This window comes from Eubacterium ventriosum, from assembly GCF_025150745.1.
GTDB classification, from domain to species: Bacteria; Bacillota; Clostridia; order Lachnospirales; family Lachnospiraceae; genus Eubacterium_G; species Eubacterium_G ventriosum.
Genome location: NZ_CP102282.1, coordinates 184,532 through 203,904 on the forward strand (window position 1 = coordinate 184,532; position 19,373 = coordinate 203,904).

The 19,373-nt window shown below is 39.2% G+C and carries 9 protein-coding genes and 3 rRNA genes; all 12 read right to left on the reverse strand.

Going from position 1 to position 19,373, the window contains the following annotated elements; all coding sequences use genetic code 11:
* Window positions 1-90: 90 nt before the first annotated feature.
* The 12 genes from NQ558_RS00835 to galE all read right to left on the reverse strand — a co-directional run bounded on the left by NQ558_RS00835 (window position 91) and on the right by galE (window position 19,367).
* A 23S ribosomal RNA gene (locus tag NQ558_RS00835) occupies window positions 91-2,981 on the reverse strand.
* Between the two features lie 324 nt (window positions 2,982-3,305).
* Window positions 3,306-3,423 (reverse strand): 5S ribosomal RNA (rrf, locus tag NQ558_RS00840).
* A 67-nt stretch (window positions 3,424-3,490) separates the two neighbouring features.
* Window positions 3,491-5,024, reverse strand: a 16S ribosomal RNA gene (locus tag NQ558_RS00845).
* Together the 16S, 23S and 5S rRNA genes form the textbook arrangement of a ribosomal RNA operon.
* A gap of 579 nt (window positions 5,025-5,603) precedes the next feature.
* On the reverse strand, window positions 5,604-6,425 hold the full coding sequence (locus NQ558_RS00850) for a Cof-type HAD-IIB family hydrolase (protein WP_005362615.1): 822 nt from the start codon (window positions 6,423-6,425) through the stop codon (window positions 5,604-5,606).
* A gap of 136 nt (window positions 6,426-6,561) precedes the next feature.
* Window positions 6,562-8,301, reverse strand: coding sequence for a proline--tRNA ligase (locus tag NQ558_RS00855; protein WP_005362614.1), 1,740 nt, complete (start codon window positions 8,299-8,301; stop codon window positions 6,562-6,564).
* A 191-nt stretch (window positions 8,302-8,492) separates the two neighbouring features.
* On the reverse strand, window positions 8,493-10,712 hold the full coding sequence (locus NQ558_RS00860) for a leucine-rich repeat protein (protein WP_005362613.1): 2,220 nt from the start codon (window positions 10,710-10,712) through the stop codon (window positions 8,493-8,495).
* 33 nt (window positions 10,713-10,745) lie between these two features.
* A complete protein-coding gene (locus NQ558_RS00865) occupies window positions 10,746-11,066 on the reverse strand; it encodes a hypothetical protein (RefSeq protein WP_207634888.1) in 321 nt (106 codons plus the stop codon).
* Window positions 11,067-11,211: 145 nt separating this feature from the next.
* Entirely contained in the window at window positions 11,212-12,909 is a 1,698-nt protein-coding gene (locus NQ558_RS00870; protein WP_005362611.1) for a S8 family peptidase, read from the reverse strand.
* 214 nt (window positions 12,910-13,123) lie between these two features.
* Window positions 13,124-14,683 carry an ATP-dependent Clp protease ATP-binding subunit ClpX gene (gene clpX / locus NQ558_RS00875; RefSeq protein WP_005362610.1) on the reverse strand — a complete coding sequence of 520 codons (1,560 nt, stop codon included), beginning with the start codon at window positions 14,681-14,683 and terminating at the stop codon, window positions 13,124-13,126.
* 288 nt (window positions 14,684-14,971) lie between these two features.
* Window positions 14,972-16,768, reverse strand: a complete 1,797-nt coding sequence (locus NQ558_RS00880) for a S1C family serine protease (RefSeq protein WP_005362609.1) — start codon at window positions 16,766-16,768, stop codon at window positions 14,972-14,974.
* A 222-nt stretch (window positions 16,769-16,990) separates the two neighbouring features.
* The gene (locus tag NQ558_RS00885; protein ID WP_005362607.1) at window positions 16,991-18,307 is read right to left on the reverse strand and encodes an LCP family protein; all 1,317 of its coding nucleotides are present in this window, start codon (window positions 18,305-18,307) and stop codon (window positions 16,991-16,993) included.
* Between the two features lie 43 nt (window positions 18,308-18,350).
* Window positions 18,351-19,367, reverse strand: a complete 1,017-nt coding sequence (galE, locus tag NQ558_RS00890) for a UDP-glucose 4-epimerase GalE (protein ID WP_005362605.1) — start codon at window positions 19,365-19,367, stop codon at window positions 18,351-18,353.
* Window positions 19,368-19,373 lie beyond the last annotated feature (6 nt).

Sequence of the window (19,373 nt, forward strand, 5' to 3'; positions counted from 1 at the left end):
TCGCTGAAACTGTTATTCTTTTTGATTATACGCTCAAAACCACACACTGAAATCCTTCATCCGGGGAGATAACTCCTCTTTCCTTCCTTCATGGATAAGCCCTCGACCTATTAGTATCAGTCAGCTACATGTGTTACCACACTTCCACCTCTGACCTATCAACCTCGTCGTCTTCAAGGGGTCTTAATTCTTGCGAATGGGATATCTCATCTTGAGGGGGGCTTCACGCTTAGATGCCTTCAGCGTTTATCCCTTCCCGACTTGGCTACCCTGCCATGCACTTGGTAGTGCAACAGGTACACCAGAGGTCAGTCCATCCCGGTCCTCTCGTACTAAGGACAGCTCCTCTCAAATATCCTACGCCCACGCCGGATAGGGACCGAACTGTCTCACGACGTTCTGAACCCAGCTCGCGTACCGCTTTAATGGGCGAACAGCCCAACCCTTGGGACCTACTACAGCCCCAGGATGCGATGAGCCGACATCGAGGTGCCAAACCACTCCGTCGATGTGAACTCTTGGGAGTGATAAGCCTGTTATCCCCAGGGTAGCTTTTATCCGTTGAGCGATGGCAATCCCACTTTATACCACCGGATCACTAAGTCCTACTTTCGTACCTGCTCCACCCGTCGGTGTCACAGTCAAGCTCCCTTCTGCCTTTGCACTCTTCGAATGGTTTCCGACCATTCTGAGGGAACCTTTGAGCGCCTCCGATACCCTTTCGGAGGCGACCGCCCCAGTCAAACTCCCCACCTGACATTGTCCACCAGCCGGATCACGGCTGCATGTTAGAAACCCAATACTGCAAGGGTGGTATCCCAAGGGCGACTCCACACAAACTGGCGTTCATGTCTCCTAGTCTCCCACCTATCCTGTACATGCAATATCGAATCCCAGTATCAAGCTAGAGTAAAGCTCCATGGGGTCTTTCCGTCCTGGCGCAGGTAACCAGCATCTTCACTGGTACTTCAATTTCACCGGATGCATTGTCGAGACAGTGCCCAAATCATTACGCCTTTCGTGCGGGTCGGAACTTACCCGACAAGGAATTTCGCTACCTTAGGACCGTTATAGTTACGGCCGCCGTTTACTGGGGCTTAAGTTCAAGGCTTCGACTCATGTCTAACCTCTCCCCTTAACCTTCCAGCACCGGGCAGGCGTCAGCCCATATACATCACCTTACGGTTTCGCATAGACCTGTGTTTTTGCTAAACAGTTGCTTGGGCCAATTCTCTGCGGCCTACCTTCGTAGGCACCCCTTATCCCGAAGTTACGGGGCCATTTTGCCGAGTTCCTTAACAATGCTTCTTCCGTCGGCCTTAGGATTCTCTCCTCATCCACCTGTGTCGGTTTACGGTACGGGTACAATGTACACAATAGCGGCTTTTCCTGACAGCCAGCTCACCGGCTTCGCTACTTTAATTTCACTCCGCGTCACGTCTTCAAATTGAACAGCGGATTTGCCTGCTGTTCTCCTACCCCGCTTGCACCGGTTTCTCCATTCCCGGCTCCGGCTCTCTGTCTGTGTCCCCACATTTCTGATACATTGCAGTACAGGAATTTCAACCTGTTGTCCATCGACTACGTCTTTCGACCTCGCCTTAGGTCCCGACTTACCCAGGGCAGATCAGCTTTACCCTGGAAACCTTAGATATTCGGCCGTGAGGATTCTCACCTCACTCTCGCTACTCATTCCGGCATTCTCTCTTCTTAACACTCCACTGCTCCTTTCGGTACAGCTTCGTCGCAGTTAAGAATGCTCCTCTACCAATGACATTGTCATTCCTCAGCTTCGGTGTAGTGTTTAGCCCCGGACATTTTCGGCGCAGGACCTCTCGACTAGTGAGCTATTACGCACTCTTTGAATGAATGGCTGCTTCTGAGCCAACATCCTAGTTGTCTTCGAAATCCCACATCCTTTTCCACTTAACACTCACTTTGGGACCTTAGCTGGAGGTCTGGGCTGTTTCCCTTTTGACTACCCAACTTATCTCGTGCAGTCTGACTCCCAATCATCATCTTTACGGCATTCGGAGTTTGATAATCTTCGGTAAGCTTTGACGCCCCCTAGGATATTCAGTGCTCTACCTCCGCAAGACTAAATTGAGGCTAGCCCTAAAGCTATTTCGAGGAGAACCAGCTATCTCCGGGTTCGATTGGAATTTCTCCGCTACCCACACCTCATCACCACCCTTTTCAACGGATGTGTGTTCGGACCTCCATTGCCTTTTACGGCAACTTCATCCTGGACATGGGTAGGTCACCCGGTTTCGGGTCTACTCACACTGACTAACTCGCCCTGTTAAGACTTGGTTTCCCTTCGGCTCCACACCTTTGGTGCTTAACCTTGCCAGTAAGAGTAACTCGCCGGACCGTTCTACAAAAAGTACGCGGTTGAGCATGTAAAGCTCTTCCACAGCTTGTAAACACAGGGTTTCAGGTTCTCTTTCACTCCCCTCCCGGGGTTCTTTTCACCGTTCCTTCACAGTACTATGCGCTATCGGTCACTAAGGAGTATTTAGCCTTGGGGGGTGGTCCCCCCGATTTCCTACAAGGTTCCACGTGTCTCGTAGTACTTCGGATCCCGCTCGCTCCCTTCTGATTTCGAATACGGGGCTTTCACCCTCTGTGGCTGGCTTTCCCAATGCCATTCTTCTATCTTACGGGTCACTTGTTGCGGTCCATAACCCCGGAATGCACGCATCCCGGTTTGGGCTCCTTCCATTTCGCTCGCCGCTACTTTGGAAATCGATTTTTCTTTCTTTTCCTCCGGCTACTTAGATGTTTCAGTTCACCGGGTTCCCCCTGCATGCCTATGTATTCAACATGCAGTGACTGGAGTTCTTCCAGACGGGTTTCCCCATTCAGACATCTGCGGATCAATGGACATTTGCTCCTCCCCGCAGCTTTTCGCAGCTTATCACGTCTTTCTTCGGCTCTTAGTGCCAAGGCATCCACCCTGCGCTCTTATTAGCTTAACCATTACCCTGTTGCATAGCGTTGCAACAGTTGGTCGGTCTGAGTTGTTCTCAGTTTGTAACTTGCGTTACTTGTGTTTACTCTTGAATGATTTCTCATTCTTTCTTCGCATCTTTCGATGCGCCTCGGATGTCTTGAAATTGGCATGTTCGTTTTTATACAAACATTTATTTCTAGATATTTCAGTATGTAGTTTTCAATGTACAATCTTTTATTCTTGTTGACTGTTTTTAATCAGTCATTACATGCTAAAATTTCTTTTAACATCTAATCACTGGTCAAACCAGCATCTATGTAAAACATTCTCATGAATGATTTCTTTTTAAATCCGGCAGCCACCTGCTCTCCCATGCCGTCTCCAGCATAGTACCATGGGCCGCTTGGGTCTTAACCATCGTGTTCGGGATGTGGACGGGTGTTTCCCCCAGGCGCATCGCCACCGGAAGTTTCTTTGTTCCTTTTAGGAACATTCATAATTGAACAGCATCATTCCTTACTTCTTCTTCCTTAGAAAGGAGGTGATCCAGCCGCACCTTCCGATACGGCTACCTTGTTACGACTTCACCCCAGTTATCGGCTCCACCTTCGGCAGCTCCCTCCTTACGGTTGGGTCACTGACTTCGGGCATATCCAACTCCCATGGTGTGACGGGCGGTGTGTACAAGACCCGGGAACGTATTCACCGCGACATTCTGATTCGCGATTACTAGCGATTCCAGCTTCATGTAGTCGAGTTGCAGACTACAATCCGAACTGAGACGTTATTTTTGAGATTTGCTTACCCTCACGGGGTCGCTTCCCTTTGTTTACGCCATTGTAGCACGTGTGTAGCCCTGCTCGTAAGGGGCATGATGATTTGACGTCATCCCCGCCTTCCTCCAGGTTATCCCTGGCAGTCTCTCTAGAGTGCCCAGCCGTACTGCTGGCTACTAAAGACAAGGGTTGCGCTCGTTGCGGGACTTAACCCAACATCTCACGACACGAGCTGACGACAACCATGCACCACCTGTCTCCACTGTTCCGAAGAAAGGGTCACATTACTGACCTGTCAGTGGGATGTCAAGAGCAGGTAAGGTTCTTCGCGTTGCTTCGAATTAAACCACATGCTCCACCGCTTGTGCGGGTCCCCGTCAATTCCTTTGAGTTTCATTCTTGCGAACGTACTCCCCAGGTGGAATACTTAATGCGTTTGCTTCGGCACCGAGGAACTATTGTCCCCCGACACCTAGTATTCATCGTTTACGGCGTGGACTACCAGGGTATCTAATCCTGTTTGCTCCCCACGCTTTCGAGCCTCAGCGTCAGTAATCGTCCAGTAAGCCGCCTTCGCCACCGGTGTTCCTCCTAATATCTACGCATTTCACCGCTACACTAGGAATTCCGCTTACCCCTCCGACACTCTAGCCTGACAGTTTCAAAAGCAATTCCGGGGTTGAGCCCCAGGCTTTCACTTCTGACTTGCCATGCCGCCTACGCTCCCTTTACACCCAGTAAATCCGGATAACGCTTGCCCCATACGTATTACCGCGGCTGCTGGCACGTATTTAGCCGGGGCTTCTTAGTCAAGTACCGTCATTTTCTTCCTTGCTGATAGAAGTTTACATACCGAAATACTTCTTCCTTCACGCGGCGTCGCTGCATCAGGGTTTCCCCCATTGTGCAATATTCCCTACTGCTGCCTCCCGTAGGAGTTTGGGCCGTGTCTCAGTCCCAATGTGGCCGATCACTCTCTCAAGTCGGCTACTGATCGTCGCCTTGGTGGGCCGTTACCTCACCAACCAGCTAATCAGACGCGGGTCCATCTTGTACCACCGGAGTTTTTCACACCGTACCATGCGGTACTGTGCGCTTATGCGGTATTAGCAGTCGTTTCCAACTGTTATCCCCCTGTACAAGGCAGGTTACCCACGCGTTACTCACCCGTCCGCCACTCAGTCACAATGGTCTTCCTCCCGAAGGATTCTGTCCAAGGTGCTTCGTTCGACTTGCATGTATTAAGCACGCCGCCAGCGTTCATCCTGAGCCAGGATCAAACTCTCGTTAAAAGTGTTTGTTCTGTCAGAATGACGTTAGCCATTCATCCATTACTGTTGTTTTGGAAATCGTTAGCTTCGATTACTCGAATTAACAATGTTCGCTCTGAAAATTTTATTTTTGAATTTTCAGGGATGGTTGCTGTTCAATTATCAATGTTCCTGTTTGCTGTCTCTTTGCGACAGCTTGTTTATTATATCTCACTTGCAGTCGCTTGTCAACAACTTTTTATTTTTCTTTTTCAAGAATTTCTGTCGTTTTTCGACAGCCAGAATAATTTACCATAATTTTCCTTGTCTGTCAACAACTTTTTAAAATTCTTTTTTGTTGTCTCAGCGACAACTCGTATAATTTATCATAACTTCAAGGGGTTGTCAATAACTCTTTTGAATTTTTTTGATTTTTTTAACAAAGGTATTATGGCTTTTTTTGCCTGATATATTCTCATTATTTCCTTATTAAGATTTTTTCACAGCATTCTCTTTTTTCTATAATATTATTCCATAAATTAAGATTACCCCACTTTTCGTAGAGTAATCTTATTAACACTTTTTAAAGCCAATCGCTTTATACTTTGTATTACTTCAATCTTATCCTAACAAGTATTTCTCTATTGCTTCCGCACATCCACTATGATCACAATCATTTTCCAAAACAACATCTGCTATTTCTTTTACTTTGTCAATTGCGTTTGCCATTGCAACGCCAAGACCTGCGGTCGCTATTGCATCAATATCATTTTCTGCATCACCTACATCTATTGCTTTATTAATTCCAAATCCCAAATGGTTACAAAGCCATGTTAAGCCCGTTCCCTTAGTAACGTTGGCAGGCGATACTTCAAGAGAGTTTTCTTCTGCATAATTAAATACCAAATCATATTTTGATAATATTTTCTTTGTTACTTCCCTTGCCTCAGGTGTAGAATGGTAAATGTTGATTTTACTTGCAGACTGTCCTTTTTGTTTGCAATATTCAAAAACATTATCTACTTTTGTTGCTACACTATTTAACAACTCCTTATAAACATTCAAATGGAAATGTTCAAGATTATCCAAGTCTGTTTTTTTCGCTATTGCCTCTGTTGTCTGTAGAATTACCATAACATCACTTGTTTCTGCTATTTCTGATACTTTGTCTATAACTTCATTAGGAATAGGAGCACAATATATTGTTTCTTCTTTTTCAAGGTCATATACCATTGCTCCACTTGTACATACTAAATATTTTAGTCCTTTAATAATATCCGTATATTCCCTTAATTCTGCCACTGATCTTCCTGTGGATAAAACAACTTCCTTGCCCTGACTAAATGCTTTCTCGATTGCAGCCATATTTTCCGGTGTAATCTTTTTCTTTGAGTTAAGCAATGTTCCATCCATATCCAATCCAATTAATTTATATTCGCTCATTTTCCAATCCTCTCTATGTTATTTTTCTTTTGTAACAATAATTATAGGGTGTACTAAAACTTTGTTATTTTAACACCCTAATCTTTATAGTGCGCAACAACTATGTGCCACGCAATTCTACGTGGTACATAATGTTTTATTTATTAACTTTGCTATTAATGTCTGCTGTAAGTTTATTAATAATGTTTTGAACTTCTGTTACCGCCTGGTCAACCGGAGTCTTCTGCTTGTCAATTGACTTGTCACGTGTTGAAATTTCAACTACATTTTCTGCAAGATTTCTTGGACTTACCACAACTCTTACAGGTACACCTAAAAGGTCAGCATCTGCAAACATCGCTCCAGGTCTTGCTTTTCTGTCATCATAAATAACTTCAATTCCCATATTCTGAAGAGTTTCATAGATTTCATCTGCCTTTTCCTTACATTCAGCATCATCTGAACGTAAGCAACACAAATGAACCTGCCAAGGTGCAATTGTAATTGGCCAAATTGGGCCATAATCATCATGTCTTACTTCGCAAATTGAAGCCGCCATACGACCTACACCTATACCGTAACATCCCATAATAGGATACTGTTCCTTACCATTTTCGTCTGTGTATGTAAAGTTCATTGCCTTTGAATATTTTGTACCAAGTTGGAAGATATTACCAACTTCAATACCTCTTGAAATATTAATAACAGGCTTGCCACAGTTTGGACAAATACCTCCTTCTGTGATTTTTGCAAGGTCAACGTATTTAGCATCCGGGCAATCTCTTTCCACATTAAATCCTGTGTAGTGAGTATCAACCTTGTTAGCTCCTGTTACAAGATAATCAATTCCTTCAAGAGAATTGTCAAAGTATACTGTAACCTTATCTGAAATTCCAACAGGTCCGATAAAGCCTGCTGTTAAAATACTGTCATCTTCAATTACAGCAGGATGAATGTCTTCACCTACTGCATTAGTTAATTTTGTTTCATTAATATCAAGGTCACCACGGATAAATGCAACAATATAGCTGTCATCAGCATTTTTCTGGTATACAACAGCCTTAGCCGTATTTTCTGCAGGTATCTTTAAGAAATCGCAAAGTTCTTCAATTGTACCTGTACCAGGTGTTGAAACTTCTTTTAATTCTTCTTTTGGAATCTTGTTTTCATTCTTAATAATGCTTGGTGCAGCTTCTACGTTAGCACTGTATCCACATTCAGGACAGATTGCAATTGAATCCTCTCCTACAGGTGTTAAAAGCATATATTCGTGAGAAATGCTACCACCCATCATACCTGAGTCTGATTTTACGATTGCAACTTCAGGAATACCGCATCTTGCAAAAATTCTGCTGTATGCATCATAAACTTTCTGATAATACTGTTCCAAATCTTCCTGTGATGTATGGAATGAATAAGCATCCTTCATTGTAAATTCACGTACTCTGATAAGTCCTGCTCTTGGTCTTGCTTCGTCACGGAATTTAGTCTGAATCTGATAAATCATAAATGGATATTTAGCATAGCTGTTAGCATATTCCCTAACAAGCTGTACAGATGCTTCTTCGTGAGTCATACCAAGAACCATCTTGCTTCCTGTTCTGTCTGTAAATCTTAAAAGTTCTGAACCAACGCTTTCATATCTGCCTGATTCTTCCCAAAGACTTCCAGGTAATGCTACAGGGAATAAAACTTCCTGTCCATCAAGTTTATCCATTTCGTCACGGATTATATTTTCTATTTTTTGAGAAATACGTTTCATCGGCGGGAACTGTGAGTAAATACCATTAGCTACGTTCTTGATATATCCTCCTCTTACCATTAATGCATGGCTGTCAATAAGACAGTTAGCCGGTCTTTCCTTAAATCTGTCCCCAACAAGTTTTGATAATTTCATGTTCTTTCTCCTATTATTTATTTTTTAGTGTAGCTCTTGTCAACATCTATGTTGTTAACACCTACTATCCGAATTATTTTAATACATATTAAAACAAAAATCAACGCATAAGCCTTAATATGCGTTGATTTTTGTATGATTACAGTGTCAAAAGTGCTAAGCACATAGCAATCCGTATAATCATTCTGATGCTACTTAATAACTATCTTCTTAATTGCTGATGTTCCTTTGTTCTTTCTATTATAAGCTACAACCTTGTACTGATATGTCTTGCCTTTTTTAAGCTTGCTGTCTTTGTACTTAACAGTTGTATTCTTCTTTATATTCTTAACTTTTTTCCACTTTGTATACTTTTTGCCTTTTGCTTCCCTTCTATATACATAGTAACCCTTTGCAGCCTTTAATTTCTTCCATGCAACAATAGCTTTTTTCTTCTTTACTGTTACTTTGATTTTAGGCTGTGGGAAAGTTATCTTTCCACTTTTTGTAACAGATGTTCCTGTTGCGTTTTTAAGTGTTGCTTTTATTTTATATTTACCAACTGTTTTGGCATTTATTTTTCCCGTTGCACTTATTGTGGCTTTCTTTGTATTGTAAGACTTAAAAGTAAAGTTACTGTTGTCTAACAATACATTTTGTGATGCCCATTCAGGGTTTTGTACATAAAGTTTAACTGTTTTTTTGTTTCCTATTTTAAGGTTATAGCTACTACTGTCTAATCTAAGTTTTGTCTTGCTTAAGAAGTCTCCGTCTACTGTTACTGTAACCACTACGTTCTTATCTGCTGGCCGACTTACTGTTGCCGGTGTGTCTGTTCCAAAACACTGTACCCAGAACACTGTTCCACCCTGAGTAAAGCAACCAATTCCTATTGTTTTAAAATAGCTTGTAAGAATATTTGCTCTATGCCCTGCACTGTTCATCCATGATGTCATTACTGCATCTGCACTTGACTGACCACCTGCAATATTTTCCGCTTCCATTTTGTCTGTTGCGCTAAAGCATGACGATCCGTCAGGTCTTGTATGTGAAAAATACAGTGCCACTTCTGCTGCTCGCTGCATTGCCACGTCAAGAAGGTCTTTATCCATTTTCAACTCTGATAAGCCTTTGCTTTTTCTTTCTTTGTTAACTATTTTCAAAACCTTATAGGCTTCACTGTACTTGTCTGTACCTTTATATTTTATTTTTGTAAAAATACCATAATCTCCATTGTTTCCCTTTGAAAGCCATGTTGGATATTTAGTTATTGATGAGCCTTCAAAAGCTCCACTTTCAATTAATGTAATTGATTTTGGATAGCTTATTGTTGACAATGCTTTGCAGTTCTTAAATGCATAAACCTGTATTGTTTTTAGTGCTGTAGGCAATGTAACACTTGAAAGCTTAACACAATCCATAAAAACTCTAGGTTCTAATGTTTCAATGGCAGAATTATCCATAACCACCTTTGTCAAATTAGAACATCCACTACATAAAAGATATGGCACTGTTTTTACTTTTGCATAAAAATTCAAAGTTTTAAGGGCTGTACAATTCTGTAATAGAAATGAACCTATAGAAGTTACATTTTTAGGTATTGCAATTTCATCTAATGCTTTCATTCCATAAAAAGCCCCATCGCCTAAAGTTGTTACACCACTTGTTATTGTTATCTTTTTTAAATTCTTTCCATAGCTAAAACCATATGCCGTTACTGTCTTTACTGTAGATGGAATAGTAAATTCTGTTCCTGTTTTAGCTGCAGGATAGCTTTCTAATATGGTCTTATTCTTATTATATAGAACATAATTTTCAGCAACATAATTCTTATTGTTGCTACTTACTTCTATTTTTTCAAGATTTTCAGCCTTATATCCTATGCCATCTTTAATAGTTGTTACACTTTTTGGAATAACTATTCTTTTTACTGAACTGTTATAAAAAATGTAATTTCCTATTTCTGTTGTTGCTCCCGGAAATTCAAAATCATCTAAATCTGTTCCCTGAAATACATAATCTCCAAATTTTTTTACTCTTTCCATTCCTGTATAAGACTGTAATTTAGTGTCTGCAAAAGCGCCATCACCAATACTTGTTACAGTAGATGCAACTGTTACTTTTGTCATATTATAGCATGAGTTAAAGTTTGCTTCTCCAATAGAAGTAATTCCACTGTTAACTCTTACCTCACTTATTCTGTCTCTGTCCTTGTACCATGGAATGTTGGCTATCTTTGTATAATCAGGCATAGCCCCTGTTCCACTTATTGTAAGCACACCATCATCTGTAAGTACACCTTTTATGGTAGAACTAACATTGTATGTAATGGATGCTGCCATTACTGTTGTTGCTGAAAACGGAACGTTAAATCCCATAACCATTGTTAGAACTAAAATCGTTGTAATAATTCTTTTAAATAAATTTTTCATGAGTACCTCCCTATATTTGTCTTACGGATTTTATCATATCACTAATTTGTTTTTTGTATACCCCATAAATCTGAATTTTTCAAATAACAGTATAATACGTTCATATTCGTCCTGTTCTATTTCAGTATATTTCACACTTAATATTGCATACAATTCCATTGGTTTAACGTATTCACCTGTAACTCCTGATATTTCGATAAGTTTTTCTATCTGAGAAATATAATACTGTTCATCAATATGTATATAGAAGCTATCTTCCTCCAGAAAAATCGAATTATAAAATTCTCTTTCTCCTTCCAGCTTTTTTGATTCTTTATTAATCTTCAATCTCTGCCTTAAATATAAATTAAGCAATACTATGGTAAAAACTATTACAATAAGAAAACGCCATAAAAACGCTTCGTTTTGTTTGTCTATGTTTTTACCTTGCCATTTGAAAATATCGGCAACATTTTTCACTAAAAAAGTTTTTATTTTTAGTTTTTGTTTTTTTACATATTTATGTTCTTGTCAAAATCAAAAAACTATCAAATACGTTAATTGTTCCATATCCCCATTGTTCACTTGGATACCTAATGTCTCTGTTTCGTTCTGCCCCTCTTATAAGGTAGTTTTTAATGTAATTGTTTTTCATATATGGCTCATTGTCCTCCACAATTCCCCATTGAAGTATCTGTGCACAGGCTCCCGCACCTAATGCGCACGCCACTGACGTTCCAGTCCTTCTTGTATACCCTCCTGAAATTCCCGGACCGTAAACATTTACTGCCGGAGCTGTCATATCCGGTTTAATTCTATTCTCCCTTGTGAAGCCTCTCCCCGACTTGGGATAGAAGGCATTGGTTACATTGTCATATCCTCCAAAAGTTATAACATTCTCTGTCGCGGCCGGCACTGTTAATGTCATATCCGGATTAGGTGTTAGAAAATAGTTTCCTTCCGGTGTATATTGTCTAAGTCCGCCCCATATATTAAAGTTTCCATCTAGAATATTATTTCCGTAAACTTTAATAGTCCATATACCGGGGCTTGGCTGTTTAAATCTCATAAAAATCAACTGTCCTCCTGTCCCCGACTCCACAAGTTCATATGTTAATTCAATTGAAGATTGCTCAAACACAAAATTAATGTTTTCTACGCTACCCTGCCGCACCGGGATTCTTGGCACGCTTTCCCCGAAAGGCGACACAAAGCCTACTGAAAATATATCCGGAGCGTTACCCCACAGTTCTAAAACAAAGCCCGGCACATTATCGCCTACACGAAATTCTACGTTGTGAGTGGTGTTTTCGGTTGCTATTCCTATTGTACCTCTATAATGAAGTCTTTCATTGCCTTCATTTCCTGCTGCCACTACAACGCAGTTGCCTATTTTGCCTCCTATTTTGTCAAGCACTTCATCTAAAGGTGAGCCTCCTGCTCTTCCACCATTTCCACATCCTAATCCTACAACTATAACTATTGGCTTTTTTTGTTTTATTGCCACATTTTTCAAAAAAGAAGCTGCAAGCATTATGTCATTTTCCTGATAAAGAGGCTGACTTCCCATGGCATAAAAATAATTAGCAAGATATTTTTTTGCCTCCTTAAGCTTTACCATAACAATTTCGCTATCCGGCGCCGCCCCTATAAAATCCCCCTGCTCATCATAACTTCCACAGGCTATCCCTGCCATAAAAGTTCCGTGACCATTTTCGTCCCTGTGCGGAACCACTTCTAACGGATTGTCTGCCTGAAGCGCCCTGTTTATTTCTTCTCTTGTGTACTCACTTCCATAACTAAAGCCCTCTGGCGGATTTCCCTTAACATCAGTCTGATCCCATATACTCAAAATTCTTGTTTGCCCTGTGGACTTTTGAAACAACTTGTTTGTATAATCAATTCCCGTGTCAATAAAGCCAATTATCACATCTCTCCCTGTAAGATTAAACCCCGACTGATTCTGCAACCTTATGGAACCTGTTGCCGCCACGGCAGTTGTATCCATTAAACCGTACAACTTTGGAATAACATTGTATGTAAAATTAGCAACATTTATAGTAGGTAGCATATCAAGCCTGTAATATGCACAAAAGTACGAATCATCTATAACCTGAGTACATTCAACCTGCTCCGTTAAGGCTTCACTAATGTCACCGTTATACCTGCCAATGAAATCACCATATTCCTCTGACAAAATAATATTATTACACTTCATTGATTGCCCTTGAAATAAAATTAATATAAGTTTATGTAGGAGCGGGGGAAGATATGAACGGAATTATGCAATGCGTACCCCGATAGCAAGTATTCTGGTACATAAACAATGCAAACAATATAAATCAATACAAAAATACCCGGAGTTATAGAAATTTAGATAATTAATTTTCCACAACTCTGGGTATTATATTTCTATTATTTTTTAAGCTCTTCTAACCTTCTATAAGGTCCTGGCCTCTCATTCCTATTACCGGGCCGCCTGTTCCATTAATGTATTCTTCTGTAATTTTTACAGTTCCAATGTTGTCATCTTTTGGAATTTCATACATTATATCAAGCATAAATTTCTCAATGATTGCCCTTAGTGCTCTGGCCCCTGTTTTCTTTTCTATTGCTTTCTTGGCAATTGTTCTAAGAGCACCTTCCGTAAATTCAAGTTTTACTTCATCAAGTTCAAGCAATTTCTGATACTGTTTGATAATTGCATTCTTTGGATCTGTAAGAATCTTTACAAGCATGTCTTCTGTTAATCCATCCAAAGTAAATACAATTGGAAGTCTTCCAAGAAATTCAGGAATCATACCAAATTTTCTCAAATCTTCTGATGTTACTTTTTTCATAACATTAGGATCATTATCGTATTTGTCTGTTAATTCACTTTGGAAGCCTATGGCTGCCTGCTTGTTAAGTCTTTCCTTAATAATGTCTTCCAAATCCGGAAAAGCGCCACCGCAAATAAACAAGATATTTTTTGTGTTGACTGTTGCAAGTGGCACCATTGCATTCTTGCTTGTTGCACCAACAGGAACTTCAACTTCGCTGCCTTCCAAAAGCTTAAGCATTCCCTGCTGAACTGACTCTCCGCTTACATCTCTGCTACTTGTATTCTGTTTCTTTGCAATCTTGTCTATTTCGTCAATAAAAATAATACCTGTTTCTGCTTTTTCAACATCATTGTCTGCTGCTGCCAAAAGTTTTGAAACAACGCTTTCAATATCATCGCCAATATACCCTGCCTCTGTAAGTGATGTTGCATCTGTTATTGCAAGAGGAACATCTAATAACTTAGCTAAAGTCTTAACAAGGTATGTTTTACCTGAACCTGTAGGTCCAATCATTAACATATTTGACTTTTCAATTTCAATTTCGTCCATTGTGTTTGTTGCCACTCTCTTGTAGTGATTATAAACTGCAACAGACATAACCTTCTTAGCATAATCCTGTCCGATAACATAATCGTCTAACTTACCTTTTATAACATGAGGTGCAGGAATCTTGTTAATATCCAAAACAGGTGCTTCTTTCTTTTCTGAAGATTTTTTCTTTTTAAGTTTCTGTTTCTTTGGAATTTCTCTTCTAAAATCATCCGTAGTCATCATATGAATTCCCGGAGTATTAAGCAACTCTTCTAATTCATCCTTGCTTATGCTCATATTCATGCCAAAGTTCTGGAAACTATTAAAACTCTTCTGCAGACAATCTGCGCACACACAAATTCCACCCGGCATATCAATCATAGTTCCTGCTTTACTTTCAGGTCGTCTACAAACATAACAAATCTTCTCGTATTCATCTTCATTACTCTTGTCTGATGAATCACCATTCTCACTTTTATCAACATTGTTATTGTCTGTAGAATTGTTATCATCATTTGCTATTACTTTATTATCATTTTCCTTTGAGTTATTGTCTATAACTTGATTGTTTTCAGCTACAACCTCTCGGAAATCATTTTCATCTAAAGTCTTGTTTTCAAATTCATCTTTGTTCATTGTATCTCTCCATTCTGCGATATTATTCACAAATAAAAAAAGTATATCACATTTAATCCTACATACTAATCCACAACATACTCTGCGAACATCAGTAATTTAATATGAAACACCATTTAATACATGGCTTAGTTTAACATATATTAACTAAAATTAAAACATACAAAATTGACCATATTCTGACTTAAATGTTACATATTTTTTAACATTTCAAAAGAGGCAACCCTCTACCGGATTGCCTCTTTGTTATAAACAAAACACTTTATGAGAAAGAAATTTTTAACTTTTTTAGTTTGCGGCATTCTGCGTTGTTTCAATTACGCTCTTGTCGCCAAGTGTAACTGTAACATCTTTTGTCTTGTATTCTCTGCCGTCTCTGTATTCTATAGTTACTTTAACCTGTTCGCCTTTCTTGTAGTATTCAAGCATACTCTGTAATGATGCCATTGATGAAACATCCTGCCCGTCAAATTTTGTAATTACATCTGATGCTGCGATTCCGGCATTTTCAGCAGGGCCACCTTTTACTACGCTCTGTACCTGGATTCCCTGTGGAATTGAGTAAGCCTGTGATGTCTGCTCATCTACATCAAACCCTGAAATTCCAAGGTAACCCCTTTCGTCTTCTGATACTTTTGTTCTTGTTTCTTTTGTTTCAAGGTCACTAATAATATCTTTTACAGATGAAATTGGGATTGCAAAGCCCATACCTTCAACGCTGGCATTTGAGCTGCTTCCGCTTGATGAATATTTTGCAACGTTAATTCCGATAACTTCGCCACTGGCATTTAATAATGCTCCGCCACTGTTACCACCGTTAATTGCTGCGTCTGTCTGAAGTAATGTCATTGTCTGATTTTCAAGCTGAACCTTTCTGTCTTTTGCACTGATAATGCCTGTTGTTACTGACTGTCCATATCCTAAAGCATTACCAATTGCAATAACACCTTCACCAACGTTAACTTTATCTGAATCGCCTAATGTAGCTTTCTTAATATTTTTTAATACATCTGATGGAATGTCTTTTAATTTTACTGCAACAACTGCTACGTCTTTTGTTGAATCAGTTCCCTTAATGTATCCATCAACTGAATCCTTTGATTCTGTTCCGGCAAACTGAATCTTTAAGCTGTCTGCGCCTTCAACAACGTGATTGTTTGTAACTATAAGAAGTTCTGTACTTGTCTGGTCTACAATAATACCTGAACCTGCTGCATCTTCTTCATATGAATTGCTCTTGTTGTTTCCGCTATTTCCACCACCAAAATAGTATTCCCAAATATCCTGTGAATAATCGTTTCTTGATTCAACTAATGTCTTGCTTGTAATAGCTACAACACTTGGCATTGCACTGCTTACAACACTTGAAACATCTGTTACTGTAACGCCTGATGTTGATGAAGAATTAGCATCGTTCTGTGTGTTTGTTGAGCCGATTGATTCGTAATTGCCTGAATCACTGCTATTGTCATTGTTACTATTGCTATTGTTATTATTGTTGCTTAATGTTCCGTCTTCCAAAACATTTGTTAATGAATCTTTATTCTTTGAAAAATAAGCTGCTGAAATACCAATTGTTCCTGCAAGTAAAACTACACAAACTGCAACAACGGCTATTAAAGTTCTCTTCTTTTTCTTCTTTTTACCATTACCATTGTTATTGTTGTTACTGTTATAATTGTAACCATTGTTTGTCTGAGAATCATTTGTTGAATAATAATATCCATTATTCTGTGAATTATTAGAATTGCTATTATAATAACTGCCGTCCTGAGTATTGTTATAATAGCTGCCATTCTGTGTACTATCATTGCTACTATTGTTGCTTCCCTGCGAATAATAAGTACCATTTCCACTTACATCATCTGCATTATGATGCTCATCATTTACATATGACTGTCTGTAAACACTGCTTTCCTGTTCAGCTGTCTGCTCTGTATTCTGTTCTGAACTATTCACAGCATCCTGTGAAACCTGCTGGCTGTTTACCTCTTCAAAATTATTGTTTTCTGTACCTGATATATTGTCATCGTTGTTTTCCTCCGGATTTGAACCAAATCCATTTGGATTCTCGTTATCGTACATCTTCCTTTTCTCCTTTCAAGCTCTTTTTTTTAAATAAAGAACAAAATTTTGTATTACCTCATCTATTCCTTATTTGATTATAGGTATAGTTTAACGGCTAGTTGTGTTGATTTTGTGTTCTACTTATTAAAAAATTGCGAAAATCTGCCTATTGTTTGCGGGCTGCCATTTTCGGCTACTATATGCAGAAAAAAGGAGTCGCAATTTGCAACTCCTACATTTTTAATAAAACTGGCTCTTGCCGCCATCATCATAATCATAACTTACGGATTCTGTCTCACCTTCCTTATTCTTTTTAGCATCTCCACTCATGTCTATACCTGTTGAGCCATCCGGATACACACCTGTATCAGTCTGTATCTGATTTCCGATAGTATTAACAGTGCTTGTTGGCTGGTAATTCTTTTCACCGAAAAGATACTCATGAAGCTCCGATACGTTATCACTTAAGCCTTTTGGCATAACATAACTGGTTCCACTAATAGTTCCCGTTTCAAGGTTTGACGGAAATCCCTGACTTCCCGATAATTTAAAATCAAATATAATTGGAATCATATTTACAATTTCTTTAAAAGTAAAACTTGTGGAAATAATTTTGTTTTTGTTAGTGTTGGCATTCATAACACCCGAAACCATTTCCTGCAATTCGCTAAAGCTTGCACTCTTTGCCTTTTCTACCAACTTCATCATAACTGAACGCTGTCTTGCTGCTCTACCAAAATCGTCTCTAACCTCTTCCCCTGTTTTTGGATCATAGAAAGTAGCTTTTCTGATTCTACAATATGTTGTGGCCTGAATACCATTTAACTTAATATTCTTTCCACTCTTCTTAACATATTTGGGTTTTACACCAATTGAGCTACAAGTACTGCTCATATGATAATTAAGCTGCTGTAATTCATCATCTGTAAGATTAACTTTTATTCCTCCCAATGTGTCTATAATCTCAGCAACACCTGAAAAGTTAACTGTAACATAATCAGTAATGTTAAGGTCAAGATTCATGTTAAGTGTATTAATCGCCGCTTCAGGTCCACCACCTGCATAGGCTGAATTAACCTTAAAGTACTTATAAATGGTTCCATCTTTTCCGTAAATTCCAAGATAAGTATCCCTATACACTGATACCATTTTTACTTCGCCTGTAGTGTTATGTACACTAACAATAAGTATGGAATCGCTGTTAGAAGCATCAACTTCTCCTTCTCTTGAATCTACACCAAACAATACAAAATTAGTATATTCTTCTGAATAATTGTATTTAAGTTTGTTAGTTTTGATACTGTTATCATCAAAATTAAGATCTCGTACACTCTCGTTGTAACTGTTATTTCCCCACCAGGTTATAATTTTCTGGCCTATTGCTGTGTTTGCCATAGCCTTTACAACCTGGGTCTTTACTGATGGCACAAATAAAATCACAGCCATCATAACTATAAGTAGTCCAAAAATAACTTCCATTGTTGTTACAAATCTTTTTAATCGTTTTACTGTTTTTAACTGTTGCTCTGAGCTTTTCGTTTTTCTCCTAGAACTCATGCTTTTCTCCAATCATCTTCTTTTTAGTAACTTATAATTAATCTTATCTGTATCCGTTAGGATTGTTCTTCTGCCAATTCCATGAATCAGCACACATTTCCTTAATGTCGTATTTTGCTTCCCAGCCTAATTCTTCCTTGGCCAAAGTTGCATCTGAATAACATTCAGCAATGTCACCAGGTCTTCTGTCTGTAATTACATAAGGAATGTCAATTCCGCTTGCTTCGCTGAAATTCTTAATAACGTCTAATACGCTGTATCCCTTTCCTGTTCCAAGGTTATATACCTTAACTCCAGGGTTTTCTTTAATCTTATCAATTGCGTTTACATGACCTGTAGCCAAATCCATTACATGGATGTAATCTCTAACTCCTGTTCCGTCAGGTGTTGGATAATCATTTCCAAATACATTAACTCTTGGAAGTTCTCCTGTTGCAACCTTTGTAATGTAAGGCATAAGGTTGTTTGGAATTCCGTTAGGATCTTCGCCGATAAGTCCACTCTTGTGTGCTCCAATTGGGTTAAAGTAACGAAGAAGAATTACATTCCATTCCTTGTCTGCAAACTGAATGTCTGTAAGAATCTGTTCAAGCATTGACTTTGTCCAGCCATATGGGTTTGTACACTGTCCCTTAGGGCATTTTTCTGTTATAGGAATTTCTGCCGGATCTCCGTATACTGTTGCTGATGAACTAAAGATAATATTCTTTACTCCATGTTTACGCATTACATCGCACATAGCTAATGTTCCTGAAATGTTGTTTGTGTAATATTCAAGTGGCTTCTGAACTGATTCACCTACAGCCTTTAAGCCTGCAAAATGGATAACTGCATAAATATCGTTTTCTGTTAAAATCTTATCCATTAATTCCTTGTCTGCAATGTCACCTTTGTAGAATTTTAAAGTTTTACCTGTAATCTTTTCCACTCTCTTAAGTGATTCTTCGCAAGCATTGCTTAAGTTATCTATAACTACTACATCATATCCTGATTCCAATAATTCAACACAAGTATGACTTCCAATAAATCCTGCTCCACCTGTTACTAAAATAGTGCTCATTATTCT